The following is a 13,624-nucleotide window of genomic DNA, read 5'->3' as shown; positions in this document are numbered from 1 at the left end:
CGGTCTCCTCCTCCGGGCTGGCTGGGGCAGGCGCTCAGGCCTGGGGGTGGGCCTGCGGTTCCGCTTGGGGTTCCGCTTCCGGCGCCGCGTGGGCTTCCGCGGGGGCCTGCGGCGGTGCCTCCGCCGGTCCCGCGAAGGGCACGACGGCGACGGTGATGTTGTCATGACCACCCCCGTCCAGGGCGTGCCCGACCAGTACCTGGGCACTGTGCAGGGGCCGGGCGGCCGCGTCCGCGGGGACCACCTGCGCCATCTCCTGCGCGGACTCGGCGTAGTTCCACAGGCCGTCGGTGCATACGACGACCACGCCCGGGTGGTCCGGTCTGAAGCTGGCGGTGTGCGGTTCGAGGTCGTACGCGTCGGCTCCGAGCCAGCCGGTGATGGCGTGGGCCCGGGCGTCGGCGTAGGCCTCGGCCTCGCCCATCAGGCCCGCCGCGACCATCTGGGCGGCCCAGGAGTCGTCCTCGGTGAGCCGGCGGGCCGGCGCCGCGCGGTCGTCGGGCACCCAGTAGGCGCGGCTGTCGCCGACCCAGCCGACGGTCAGCACACCGCCGCTGACGACGGCGCCGACCAGGGTGCAGGCCGGGGCGTTCTGCGCGCCGGGGGCCGGCGGGGCGAGGGCGGTCACCGCGGCGGCCGCCGCGAGGATCGCCTCGTGCATGGCCTCCGCCGGGCGGGCGCCGCGCGGAAGGGCCTCCAGCAGTGCCTCGTTGGCGGCGCCGGCGGCGGCCGCCGAGGCCTCGTCGGGGCGGCTGGCGGAGGAGACGCCGTCGCACACGATGGCGACGGTCGCGGCGGAGCCGTCGGGCAGGGCCGTCGCGGACACCGCGAAGGAGTCCTCGTTGCGGTGGTGGCGCAGGCCGCGGTCACTGACGGCGGCGACGCTGCAGAGCTCCTCCTCCAGGTGGTCCCGCTCGCGCGGCTGCGCGTGGCCGCAGTGCTCGCAGTACCCGTCGGGGTCCACGTGTCCGGCGCGGCAGGCGACGCAGGTCCGGCCCTCGCCCTGCGGGGCGCCGCCGTACGGGACTTCGTGCGCCTCGGGCTGCTGCGCGGCGGGGCACGGCTCCGGGTGCGGACCGCTCTGCGGTGCGGCGGCGTACGGGGACTCGGGGCCGGGGCCGGGCGGGTCGTGGCGGACGCCGCCGGAGCCCGCGTACGGGTCCCCCTGCGCGCCGCCCTGCCGGGCACTGCCGTACGGGCCCTCCTGCGGGACGGCCCCGGCGGCGCCGCCGTACGGCTCCTCCGGTCCGGGCGCGGCGGCGGCCCAGGGGGCGTCCGGCCCGGTCTCCTCCTCCCACCCGGGGGCGGGCACCCCGTACTCCGCCGGGGCGCCGGGGCCCGGGACGGCGGAGTACGCGGCCCCGGCCGGCACGGCGGCGGGCTCGGCGGCGCCGGGCGGCGCGGCCGGGCCCGCGCCCGCCGGGGCGCTCGGAGCCTCGTACCCGGTCCGGCCCGCCGCACCCGGGGTGGGGGTGACGGGGAGCGTCGGGGTGGGATCCGAGGCGGGGGGCGCGGCGGAGAGGGCGTACCCGCACACCCCGCAGAAACGGTCACCCTCCTCCAGCGGTTCCGCGCAGCTGGGGCAGCCCGACAGCCGATGCATCGACATCACTCACACCCACGTCCGGGGACGGAAACGGTTTGCCCGTTCCACCAGTTCGATCCGCTCCTCGCCCCGCTGCGCGAGCCGGGCGAGGACGCGGTAGGAGCGTTCCAGGCCGAACCGCAGCCCCCGCTCGTCCAGTTGACTGCCGAGCAGCGAGGTCCGGCCGGGGTCGGCACCCCGGCTACCCGACAGTACCCAGTCCAGGGCGGAGCCCAGAACCTCCGTCGCCAGCCGCTCCTGCCGCTCCGGGTCCAGCCCGAACCGCCGCAGCGCCTCCACCTGGTCGGACGCCGCCGCGAGGTCGGCCAGCAGCTCCTCCTGCGGGGAACGGTCGCGCAGGCGTGCCCGTACCGCCGCCACCCGTGCGGCGGTGTAGTGGATGGAGGCCTCCGGTACGGATTCCAGGGTGCGCACCGCCGCGTCCCGGTCACCGGCCGCCAGCTGGACCCGGGCCAGCCCGAAGGCCGCGCTCACGAAGCCCGGGTCGGTGATCCAGACGAGCCGGTAGTACTCGGCGGCGTTGTCCAGCTGGCCCAGGATCTCCGCGCACAGCCCGAGCGCCAGCTTCGGCGCGGGCTCGCCCGGGAAGGCGTCGTAGACGGCGTCGAAGGACAGGGCCGCTATCTCGTCGTCCCCGGTGGCCAGGGAGGCGATCCCGCGCGCCCACACCACCCGCCAGTCGTCCGGATGCCGGGCCTCCAGCTCGGCCAGCGCCTCTCCGGCGACGGCCAGTTCGCCCAGTTCGAGCCGGGCGCGCAGTTCACGCAGCCGCAGCTCGACGGAGTCGGCCGGGGCCGAGCCCAGCGCGCCCAGCAGGTCGGCCGGCGCGGAGGCGAGCAGCCCGGCGAGGAACCCGGCGTTGGGGTCGGCCGGGTCCACCAGCGGCACCGGCAGGGCGAGGGCGGTGTCGCGGGCGTCGAGTACCGCGAGCCCGGCAGTGGCCGGCAGCGGTCCCCGGGCGGCCGGGAGCGGCGCGGACGCGGGCGCGGCGGCGGCAGCCGGGGCCTGCCGGGCCCCGGGCACGGCGGCCCCGGCCACGTGCGTGGCGGTGGTGCCGAGCCCGGCCGTCCCCGTGCCGCCGATCCCCGGCCCGGTCGTCCCCGTGCCGCCGATCCCCGGCCTGGTCGTCCCCGTGCCGCCGATCCCCGGCCCGGTCGTCCCCGTCACGCCGGTCCCCGGCCCGGCCCCGCCCGCGGCAGCGGCCGCCGGCCCGGTCACCGGCCCGGCCGCGGGGACACCGCCCCCGGGCGGGCTCGCGGATCCGGCTCCGGCCGCGGCCGGGTCCCAGGCCTGCGCCACGGCCCGGCCCCCGGGCACAGCCGCGCTCATGGCCGCGCCCCCCGGCGCCGCGCCGCCCGCCGGACCCTGCTGCGCCGGCAGCGTGACCGCGGGCCGACCGGCCGGGGCGGAGCTCCCGCGCACGGAGCCGGCGCGCCGGCCGAACCATCCGCCCCGCCGGGAGGCGACGGCCCGCACGCCCAGCCGGGACACCTCCGCCCCCGGCGCGTCCTCGTACAGCCGGTTGTCGGGAACCCGCAGCTCCGGCCCGAACAGGGTCGACAGCTGAGGCCGCGGCCGGCCCGTCTGCAGCGCGACCACCTCCCGCAGCACACCCGTCAGCTGGTCGGCCATCTCCTGCGCGGACGCGAACCGCCGCCCCGGATCCGGATCGGTCGCCCGTACCAGCAGCCGGTAGAACGACTCGTACCGCTGGAACACCTCGATGTGCTCCGGATCCGGCAGCGAGTCCACGAACACGTTCGTGTAGCCCTGGAAGTCGAACGTCAGCACCGCCAGGGTCCGCGCCACCGTATACAGGTCCGAGGCCACCGACGGGCCCAGCTCCGCCACCTCCGGCGCCTGGTAGCCGACCGTGCCGTATATGGCCGACTCCTCGTCGTCCATCCGCCGGACCGCGCCCATGTCGATCAGCTTCAGCTGGTCCTGCCGCTGGATCGCGTTGTCGACCTTGAAGTCGCAGTACAGCAGGTTGCGGCTGTGCAGGTGCCCCAGCGCCTCCAGCGCCTCGATCCCGTACGCGCACGCCTGCTCCACGGGCAGCGGATCGCGCCGCCCGTCCGGCCGGCGCCGCTCGTTGGCGATCTCCTTCAGCGACTTGCCGCCCACGTACTCCATGACGATGTACCCGTCCAGCGAACCCGTCCGCTGGTCCAGGTGCTCCACGAAGTTGTAGATCCGCACGATGTTGGAGTGCTCGATCTCCGCGAGGAAGCGCCGCTCGGAGATCGCCGCCTCCATCGCGTCCTGGTCACCCGTGTCGAGCAGGCCCTTGAGCACCACCCACCGGTCCGACACGGCCCGGTCCACCGCCAGGTAGACCCAGCCGAGCCCCCCGTGCGCCAGGCAGCCCGCCACCTCGTACTGGCCGTGCACCACGTCCCCGGCGCGCAGCTTCGGCACGAACGAGTACGGGTGCCCGCACTTCGTGCAGAAGCCCTCCGTACGGCCCGGCCGGTCCCCGCGCGCCCGGCCCACCGGCGCCCCGCAGTCCGAGCGCGAGCAGAACCGCTTGCGCTCCGGCACCTCCGGGTTCTCCAGCACCGCCGCCGACGGGTCCGGACGCGGCACCTCCGGCACGCTGACCAGCCCGGCACCCAGCCGGCTGCGCCCCGAGGAGGGCGCCGACGAGCCCGAACTTCGCACCGACACCGACCGGGTCGACACCGACCCCGGCAGCGAGCGCGACAGCCGCCCGGACACCGAACGGCGCGAGGACGACGACCGGGAGGACCGGGACGAGCGCGCCGACGCCGAGGAACGCCCGGAACCGCGCGAACCCGCCGACCCCCGGGAATCGCCCTGCCGGGCGGCGCTCGTCATCCCCGTCGGCGGCGACACCAGCTCCTCGGCACCCGCGGCGACCGCGCCCGCCGGCGCGAGCCCGCACGTGTCGCAGTACACCTCGCCGCCGCCCATGTCCTCGTACGCGCCCGGGCAGCCGGGGCGGAGGCACGGCGCTCCGATCAGGCTCATCCCTCCTCCTCCCCCGGCCGTCCGGGCCGGATGTCCTGCGGCGCCGACGCCTCCGCCGTCGCCTGCTGGTAGCGCCACACCGCCTCCTCCGCGACCCGCAGGTCGCAGGGGGCGCTCCACAGCATCCGCCGGGCCGTGTCGTACCGCTCGATCAGCAGCGGGTCCTCCGCCAGGCCCAGCCGGGCCACCTTCGCCTTGTACGCGTCGAGCCGCCCGCGCAGCTCCGCGCGCACCGCCAGGGGCGCCGTCACCGCGGTCAACGATTCGCGGGCCCGCCGCAGTTCCTCCTCGGCCCGGTCCTCCAGCGCGTCCAGCAGCGGGGACAGCCGGTGCCACTGCGAGCGCCGCCGGTACTCGGCCGCCGCCGCGAGCTGCTCCTGCAGGGCCGTCGGCGGACCGCTGACCGCCGGGACCTCCGACGCCGCGATCTTCGCCAGCACCTCCACGCGTGCCGCCCGCGCCTCCGCCAGGGTCCGGTCGGCCCGCGACAGCAGGTCCCGCACGGCGATCAGCCGCTGCTCCGCGTCCTGCCGCACCGTCAGGACCGCCTCGACCTCACGCCGTACGTCGTCCAGCGCGCGCGCCGCCCGGTCGTAGCGGGTGGTGTCCGGCCGGCCCCCGCCCGGAGCGGAACTCCCCGCCACCGGAACCCAGAAGGCCAGCGGGTCCTCGATCACCGCCGCCCGCAGCTGCGCCAGCTCGGCGGTGATCCCCTCCAGGTCGTCCCCCGAGGGGTGCTCGCCCGGCCGGACCCCCACCGAGTGCGCCAGCGAACGCGTCCGGTGAAGTTCGGCCGCGAGCAGGTCGATCCGCGCGGGCAGCGCCGACCACACCGCGTCGGCGGCGACCACCACGTCCAGGGAGGACGCGTACAGCTCGTTCATCCGTGCCACCAGCTCCGCCAGCGAGAAGCGCTCCGCCAGCGCCGCGCCCTCCGCACCGGCCCCGGCGATCGTCACCCCGGGACCGCGCAGCCGCTCCGTCAGCTCGGCCAGGTCCTCCCGGCCGGGCCAGCGGCGCCGCTCGCGGATCTCCCGGGCGGCGGCCAGCGCCCCGCTGTAGGCGTCGAAGTACGTCCACAGCCGGGTCACCGCCGCGTCCGCGGCGGCCCACCGCTCCTTGGTGACCCCGCTCAGCGCGGCCCCTTCCAGCAGCCGCCGCCCCGCGTGGTCCTGGAGCGCGAGCAGGGAGGTCTCGACGGCCTCGTGCTCCGCGCCGAGGCGCGCCAGCGCGCGGTCGACCTCGTCCCGGTCCATCACCGCGGCCCCCGCCCCCGGCCTGCCCGCGAGGAACCCGCCCTGCTGGAACCCGCCCTGCTGGAACCCCCCGGCGTGGGACCCCCCGGGATGGGAGCCGCCCGCAGGGGGCCCGCTCGTGTGACGCTCGCTCACGTACCGCTCCGAATCCGCCATGGGCCTCAGCCGTCCCGGTACTTGGGCGCCGGCGGCACGCTGGCCTTCGGCAGGACGTCCTCGAAGTGCTTCCGGTACGAGGTCGCCCACGGGCTCTGGTCACCGCCCGCCCGGTAGTTCTCCAGCACCTTGTTGACCCGGCGCACCAGGTCGGAGGCGTCCTTGTTCATCGCCACCCCGTACAGCTCCCGGGTGAACGGCGCCCCGACCAGCTGAACCGACGGGTCCTGCGCCGCCTGCCCGGCGGCCAGCGCGTTGTCGGTGATGATCCCGTCCACCTCACCCAGCTGGAGCCGCACCAGGCAGTCCAGCTGGTTCGCCACCGACACCCCGACCGAGCCGTGCGGCTGGGCCTTCAGCGCAGCCTCCGCCGTCGAACCGGCCGCCGTGCAGATCCGGCGGCCCTTCAGCGAGGCGTCGTACCCGGTGATCGGCGAGCCCTTGGGGGCCAGCACCTGCTGCCCGCCCTCGAAATAGGCGGTGGAGAAGGCGACGTCCTCCAGGCGCTTGCAGTTGATCGTCATGGTCCGCACAACGACGTCCACCCGGCCCTCCTGGAGTGCCGGGATGCGCTGGCTGGTCGGGATGGCCCGGTAGATGACCGCGTCCTCGCTGCCCAGGATGTCCTTCGCTATGGCCTTCACCAGGTCGATGTCGAAACCGTCCAGGCGGCCGTCCGGATTGCGGTAGCCCCACTTGAAGCTGTTCTGGTCCACGCCCGCCACGAGCTTGCCCGCCTTGCGGATCCGCTCGATCGCCGGACCGTCCAGCCCCGACGGGCGCAGGCTGGCCTCCGGGTCCCGGCAGGTGTCGGCCGGCGCGTACGGGGCCACCGCGACCGAAGCCGGCTCGTGGACCGGCCCCGAGCCGCCGCCGGACGAGGAGCCGGCCAGCGGCAGCAGCACGGCCGCAGCCGTCACCGCGCAGGCCGCCGCCATGGCGCTGACCCCGCCCCAGCCGCGCAGCCGGCGCGCCGCGCGCCGCACCCGCACGGCCGCCCCCGCCGCCTGTGACGGGGCAGCCGCGGGCGCCCCGCCCCCCTCCGCCTGCTCCGGCGTCCCGTACGGCTCGTTCAGCTCCGGCCCGGTCCCTCGTATCCGCATCGATCTCACCTGTACTCCGAAAGCCTGCGACCGATGCCCAGGAGGGCCGCCGCCGCGCCGGCGACCGCCAGCAGCGCCGAGCCCGTCACCAGCCCGCCGAGCGCGCCGAGGCCGTCCCGGGCGGCCACGGTGAACTGCGCCTGCTCATGGGCCAGGGCCCGCTCCAGGGAGGCGTCCACCGTGTCGAACGAGGCCCCGCTGCTGTCCCTGTGCTCCGCGTCCCCGATCACCCGGGGCAGAGCCTGCTCGTAGTCGCCCTTCATGTCGGCGTCCCGGGCCGCCGCGTGCCGCTGCTTCCACTGCGCCACGCCCTCGACGGCCTTCGAGACGGGCTCCCGGCCGCTCCCGTCGTCCGCCAGCCGCAGCGCCCGCGCCAGCCCGGCGTCGAGCTCCTTCATGTTCTTCTCGTAGTCCACGTCGTACTTGTCGGACTTCTTGTCCTCGGCGAGTACGGCACCCCGCGCGATCAGCGTCAGGTTCTCGTTCGCCCGCGCCTGGAGCGAGGCGATCCGCGCGTCGTTGAGCACCTTCAGCGACTCCTGCCCGTCCGCCCTGGCCTCACCCAGCCCGGCCCGGGCCACCGACTGCCCCACCGTCAGCCACAGCAGCACCACCGCCGCCGAGGCCGTCGCCGCCAGCAGGCCGTGGTTGAAGACACGGTTGGTGCGCCGGTAGTTGCGCCGCTGCGCCCACACCAGGGCCGCCAGCGCGAGCAGCCCCGCGCCCGTCGCCGCCACCGGCCAGGACCGGGCCTCGTCGTAGTCCGTGTACAGCCGGCCCGTCTCCGCCTCGTACAGCCGCTGCGCGGCCGGCAGCAGCACCGTGCTCATCTGCTCGTTGGCGTAGCGCAGGTACGCCCCGCCCAGCGGCAGGCCCTGCCGGTTCGTCGCCCGGGCCTGTTCGATCAGCCCGGTGTACCGGGGCAGCTGCTCGCCGAGCAGCGCTATCTCCTTGCGGGACTCGCCGCCCGCCCCGGTGTTGGCCGCGGCGCTCACCAGCAGCCGGGACGCGTTCGCGATGTCCTTCTCGTAGCGCTGGCGGACCTCCCGGGGCTCCTGGGCACCCGCGAGGAAACCGCTGGAGGAGGCCGTGTCGGCGTCGGCGAGGGAACGGTAGATGCTCGCCGCGTCCGCGCTCAGCGGCTGGCTGCGGCCCACCACGTCCTCCGCGGCGGCGACCCGCCCGGACACCTCCCACACCGCGACCGCGCCGAACAGCACGACCAGCGCGGCCAGCACCGCACCGATGATCCGCAGCCGGCCCGGCTCGGTCGTCGCCGCGGCACGCACCCGCTCGACGCCCTCGGCCCAGGCGGTACTGCGCCCGGGCGGCGCGGCGGGCGCCCCGGAGGTACCGCCCCCGGGCGCGGACGCGCGTGTCGTGATGGCCACCGTGACCTCCCCCTCGGTCCCTCTGCTCCGCAGCAGTATGGCCTTAGCGGCGCCCGGCCACAGCACCCGGTGCCCGATCTTGGACGATCCCCCTTCCCGCCCGGCCCGGCCGCCGCCCCCGCTCCTCCTGCCCCTGCGGATTCCCCCGTCACCCTTCACCGTCAATACGCCGCAGCAGCCCCGGCGGTTCCCTCCGCAAGACCTCCCCGCGCGGGTTCACCCGAAATGGGCACGCAGCCTCGCCATCGCCCCCCGCGGGGCGCCCAGGGCGTCCAGGCCCAGCAGGGCGGCGCCCAGGACCGGCGGGGCCGTGACGACCGAGACGCGGGCCAGGGGGGCGCGGGCGGCCAGCAGTTCCCCGATCCGGCCGTTCAGCCGGGGATGCCCTGCCGCGAGCACACCGCCGCCCAGCAGCACCGGCACCTCCGCCTCCAGCAGGCCGAGCCGTTCCAGCGCCACCGAGGCCAGCGCCACCACCTCCTCGGCCTGCCGCTCCACCAGCGCCGAGGCCACCGCGTCGCCCGCCGCCGCCACCGCGAACAGCACCGGCACCAGCTCGTGCAGCCGGCCCCGGTCCAACGGCCCCAGGTGCAGCGCCTCGATCAGCGCCGCCATCGAAGCCAGCCCGAAGTGCCCCGGCAGGGCGGCCGCCAGGGCCGTCGGGCCGCCCCGCCCGTCCTCGGCCCGCGCCGCCCACCACAGGGCCTCCCGCGCCAGGCCGCCCCCGCCGCCCCAGTCCCCGGAGATCTGCCCCAGTGCGGGGAACCGGGCGGTCCGCCCGTCGGGCAGCATGCCCACGCAGTTGATGCCGGCCCCGCACACCACCGCGACCCCGCGCGGGTCCTCCACGCCCGCCCGCAGGACCGCGAAGGTGTCGTTGCGGACCTCGGTGGCGGCGCCCCAGCCGCGCGCCGCGACCGCCCCGGCGAGCCGGTTCTCCTCCACCGGGAGGTCCGCGTTGGCCAGGCAGGCCGAGACCCGGGCCGCGCGCGGCACCCCGGACAGCCCGGCGGCCGCGGCCGCCGCGGCGACGGCCTCCGCGAGCACGTCCACGGCCGCCTCCACACCGGTGCGCGGCGGCTGGAAGCCCCCGGCGCGCCCCGTGCCGAGGACCGTGCCGTCGGCGGCGACCAGCGCCGCGTCCGTCTTGCTGTTGCCCGCGTCGATCGCGACGACGGCGCAGGCGGGCGGGACGGCTACGCCCACGGCAGGTGCTCCTTGTTGTGCGCGAGCAGCCGGTCGGTCAGTCCCTCGGCGAGGTCGTACTGGCCGACGAGCGGGTGCGCGAGCAGGGCCTTGAAGACCCGCTCGCGCCCGCCGCGCAGGGCCGCGTCCAGCGCGAGTTCCTCGTACGCGCCGACGTGCGCGACGAGCCCGGCGTACAGGGGGTCGAGCCGCGGCACGGGCAGCGGCACCGCACCGCCGCCGTCGACGCGCGCCTGGACCTCGATGACGGCGTCGTCCGCGAGGAAGGGCAGCGTCCCGTCGTTGCGGGCGTTGACCACCTGCACGGACGGACCGCGGCCGCCCAGCAGGGCCGCCGCGAGGTCCACGGCCGCCTCCGAGTAGAAGGCCCCGCCCCGCTTCGCCAGCAGGGCGGGCTTCTCGTCGAGCGCGGGATCCCCGTACAGGGCGAGGAGTTCCCGTTCCATCGCGGCGACCTCGGCGGCCCGCGAGGGCTTCCGGCCGAGCTCCCGCACCACCTGGTCGTGGGCGTAGAAGTAGCGCAGGTAGTACGAGGGCACCACGCCGAGCCGGTCGAGCAGCGCGCGCGGCAGGTGCAGGTCGGCGGCGACGGCCTCCCCGTGCTCGGCCAGCAGCCGCGGCAGCTGGTCGGCGCCGTCCGGACCGCCGAGCCGCACCCCCAGCTCCCAGGTCAGGTGGTTGAGGCCGACGTGGTCGAGGTGGACCTCGGAGGGGGCCACGTCCAGCAGCTTCGCGAACTTCCGCTGGAAGCCGATGGCGACGTTGCACAGCCCGACCGCCTTGTGCCCGGCCCGCAGCAGGGCCCGGGTGACGATCCCGACCGGGTTGGTGAAGTCGATGATCCAGGCGCCGGGGGCGGCGCGGCGTACCCGTTCGGCGATGTCGAGGACCACGGGGACGGTGCGCAGGGCCTTGGCCAGCCCGCCCGCGCCGGTGGTCTCCTGGCCGACGCAGCCGCACTCCAGCGGCCAGGTCTCGTCCTGGAGCCGGGCCGCCTGACCGCCGACGCGCAGCTGGAGGAGGACCGCGTCGGCGCCGGCCACCCCGGCGTCCAGTGCGGAGGTGGTGGTGACGCGCCCCGGGTGGCCCTGCCGGGCGAAGATCCGCCGGGCCAGGCCCCCGATCAGCTCCAGCCTGTCGGCGGCCGGGTCGATCAGGACGAGTTCGTCGACGCGCAGGGTGTCGCGCAGCCGTGCGAAGCCGTCGACGAGTTCGGGGGTGTAGGTGGAACCGCCGCCCACCACTGCGAGTTTCATCGGGATCAGCCTTTCACTCCGGTCGGGGTGACCATGACGAGCACCGTCGCCGCCATGGCCGGCTTCCAGTTGCCGTGGTGCGCCCTCGGAGGACTCCGGGCCGTGGCCGGGGGTCCGGGCGGCCGGGCTCCGGGCCCGGCCAGGGTCACGGGCGGCTGGTGTCGAAGACCTCCTCCCGGGTGGCGGCCAGGGCGCTCTCCAGGGCGCCGCGCAGCACGGGCCGCTCGCGCACCTCGCCGGTGACCAGCCGCGGCCGGGAGGGGGCCAGTTCGGCGAGTTCGTCCTCCAGCAGGGCGCGCAGCGGCTCGCCGCCCGCGGTGATCAGCTCGCCGGACAGGACCACGATCTCCGGGTCCAGTACGGCGACCAGCGAGGCCAGGCCGGTCGCGAGGGCGGTGGCGTACGACCGGAGGAAGCGCAGGCCCGCGCCCTCGGGCGCGGCGGCGGCCCGCCGCAGCAGCCCGGCCCCGGCGGCGACCTGCGCCCGCGGGGTGCCGGCGGCGTCCGGGACGCCCGGGGCGGTCCCGCCGGCGAGCCCGGCGCCGGCGGCGAGCGCGGGCAGCACCTGTACGCCGGCCAGCTCCTGGTAGCCGCCGGCGTTGGCCCGGCTGACCTCGCGGACCAGGGGGCGGCCGGGCACGGGCAGGAAGCCGACCTCGCCCGCGCCGCCGGTCCAGCCGCGGTGCAGGCGCCCGCCGAGGACGAGGGCGGCGCCCAGGCCCTCCTCGTTCCACAGCAGGACGAAGTCCTCGTGGCCGCGGGCCGCGCCGAGGCGCTGCTCGGCGACGGCGGCGAGGTTCACGTCGTTCTCGTACTCGACCGGCACGGGCAGGGCCGCGGCCAGTTCGTCGAGGAGGGTGGGGGAGTGCCAGCCGGGGAGGTGGCCGGCGTAGCGCAGCCGCCCGGTGCGGGGGTCGAAGGCGCCGGGGGTGGCGATGACCAGGCGGTGCAGATCGGAGCGGGTCATTCCGGCGTCTTCGAGGGCCCCGTCGAGGGCCCGGGTGACCTGACCGACGGCGTCGGCGCCCTGGGGGGAGGGCAGCTCGAAGCGGCCGGTCACGGTGCCGGTCAGGTCGGCGACGGCGGCGAGCACCCGCTCGGGTGTGACGTCGAGGCCGGCGACGTGGGCGGCGCGGGCGTTGAGGGCGTACAGCTGGGCGTTCGGGCCGGGGCGGCCGCCGTCGGTGCCGGTGGCGACGACGAGTCCGGCGGCCTCCAGCCGGGCCAGCAGCTGGGAGGCGGTGGGCTTCGAGAGCCCGGTGAGGTGGCCGATCCGGGTCCGGGAGAGGGGGCCGTGCGTCAGCAGCAGCTCCAGGGCGGCGCGGTCGTTCATGGCGCGCAGCACGCTGGGGGTTCCGGGAGTGGCGGCGGGCATGGCGGGTCCCTCCCTCCGAAGCGAACTGTCAGGTAAGTTTCCTATCGGTTTCGGAGCCCTGTCAACGCCGCTGCCCCGCCGGAACGGACCGGCGGGGCAGCGGAGGGCGGGAGGGGCGGTGGGGCGGGTGGGGCGGGGTGGCAGGCCCTACTTCGGCAGCCGGACCCCCGGAGCGGGCGCCTGCACCGGCGGGATCGGGGCGGTGGCCAGGGACTGCGGGGAGGCCGGGTTGGCCAGCGCCGACGGCGCGGCGACGGCGGCCGAGGGGTCGGCCGGGGCGCCCTCCTCCTCGCCGGGGGCCGGGGCGCCGCCGATGATCCGGATCCCGGCCGCGTCGAAGGCCTCCTTGATCCGCCAGCGCAGCTCGCGCTCCACCGCGAACTGCTGGCCCGGCATCGTCTTCGCCGACACCTTCACCGTCATGGAGGCCAGCAGCACCTCGTCCAGGCCCAGCACCTCCACCGGACCCCACAGGCGCTCGTCCCACGGGGTCTCCTTCGCCAGGGTGTCCGCGACCTCCTGGACCACCTCGCGGATGTGCGCGAGGTTCTCCGTCGGCTTGACCTGCACGTCCACGGTCGCGGTCGCCCAGCCCTGGCTGAGGTTGCCGATCCGCTTGATCTCGCCGTTGCGGACGTACCAGATCTCGCCGTTGTCGCCGCGCAGCTTGGTCACGCGCAGACCGACCTCGATCACCTCGCCGGAGGCCACCCCGGCGTCGATCTTGTCGCCGACGCCGTACTGGTCCTCCATGATCATGAACACGCCGGACAGGAAGTCCGTCACCAGGTTGCGCGCACCGAAACCGATCGCCACACCGGCCACACCGGCACTCGCCAGCAGCGGCCCCAGGTCGATCTTCAACGCGGCCAGCACCATCAGCGCGGCCGTACCGAGGATCAGGAACGAGGACACCGAACGCAGCACGGAGCCGATCGCCTCCGAGCGCTGGCGGCGCCGCTCGGCGTTGACCAGCAGCCCGCCGAGCGCCGTGCCCTCGACGGCCTCCGCGCTGGAGTTCATCCGGCTTATCAGCTTCGTCAGCGCCTTGCGGACCACCGTGCGGAGCGCCACCGCGATCACGATGATCAGCAGGATCCGCAGACCGATGCTCAGCCAGGTGGCCCAGTTCTCCTCGACGAAGCTCGCGGCGTTCGTCACGCTCTCGGCGGCGTCGTCGGTGGTGGACGCTGCCTGCGGTAGCAGGGTGGCGGGCGAGGGCACGGCGGGAACCTCCAGGGCATAGCGGTCCGCCCGCGGACGGTCGTACGGCTTGTGCGG

Annotated in this window: 9 protein-coding genes; all 9 read right to left on the bottom strand. The window is 76.3% G+C overall.

From position 1 onward, the window contains the following. Positions 1-34: 34 nt before the first annotated feature. Entirely contained in the window at positions 35-1,609 is a 1,575-nt protein-coding gene (locus AC069X_RS17775; RefSeq protein ID WP_478729517.1) for a PP2C family protein-serine/threonine phosphatase, read from the bottom strand. 3 nt (positions 1,610-1,612) lie between these two features. Next, positions 1,613-4,600, bottom strand: a complete 2,988-nt coding sequence (locus tag AC069X_RS17770; RefSeq protein WP_478729516.1) for a serine/threonine-protein kinase — start codon at positions 4,598-4,600, stop codon at positions 1,613-1,615. Beyond that, complete coding sequence (locus AC069X_RS17765) at positions 4,597-5,856, bottom strand: coiled-coil domain-containing protein (protein WP_478729698.1); 1,260 nt, start codon at positions 5,854-5,856, stop codon at positions 4,597-4,599. Before AC069X_RS17765 ends, AC069X_RS17770 begins: the two co-directional genes overlap by 4 nt. A 161-nt stretch (positions 5,857-6,017) precedes the next feature. Next, entirely contained in the window at positions 6,018-6,950 is a 933-nt protein-coding gene (locus AC069X_RS17760) for a glutamate ABC transporter substrate-binding protein (RefSeq protein WP_478729697.1), read from the bottom strand. Between the two features lie 170 nt (positions 6,951-7,120). Then, positions 7,121-8,506, bottom strand: coding sequence for a hypothetical protein (locus tag AC069X_RS17755; RefSeq protein ID WP_478729515.1), 1,386 nt, complete (start codon positions 8,504-8,506; stop codon positions 7,121-7,123). A gap of 216 nt (positions 8,507-8,722) precedes the next feature. Further along, on the bottom strand, positions 8,723-9,712 hold the full coding sequence (locus AC069X_RS17750) for an N-acetylglucosamine kinase (RefSeq protein WP_478729514.1): 990 nt from the start codon (positions 9,710-9,712) through the stop codon (positions 8,723-8,725). Then, complete coding sequence (locus AC069X_RS17745; RefSeq protein WP_478729513.1) at positions 9,703-10,968, bottom strand: 6-phospho-beta-glucosidase; 1,266 nt, start codon at positions 10,966-10,968, stop codon at positions 9,703-9,705. Before AC069X_RS17745 ends, AC069X_RS17750 begins: the two co-directional genes overlap by 10 nt. A gap of 145 nt (positions 10,969-11,113) precedes the next feature. Further along, positions 11,114-12,343 carry an ROK family transcriptional regulator gene (locus AC069X_RS17740; RefSeq protein WP_478729512.1) on the bottom strand — a complete coding sequence of 410 codons (1,230 nt, stop codon included), beginning with the start codon at positions 12,341-12,343 and terminating at the stop codon, positions 11,114-11,116. A gap of 147 nt (positions 12,344-12,490) precedes the next feature. Next, positions 12,491-13,567, bottom strand: coding sequence for a mechanosensitive ion channel family protein (locus AC069X_RS17735; RefSeq protein ID WP_478729511.1), 1,077 nt, complete (start codon positions 13,565-13,567; stop codon positions 12,491-12,493). Positions 13,568-13,624: the final 57 nt, after the last annotated feature.

It is taken from the genome of Streptomyces sp. NPDC043896 (assembly GCF_056435605.1).
This window is presented reverse-complemented; position numbering and strand designations above follow the sequence as displayed.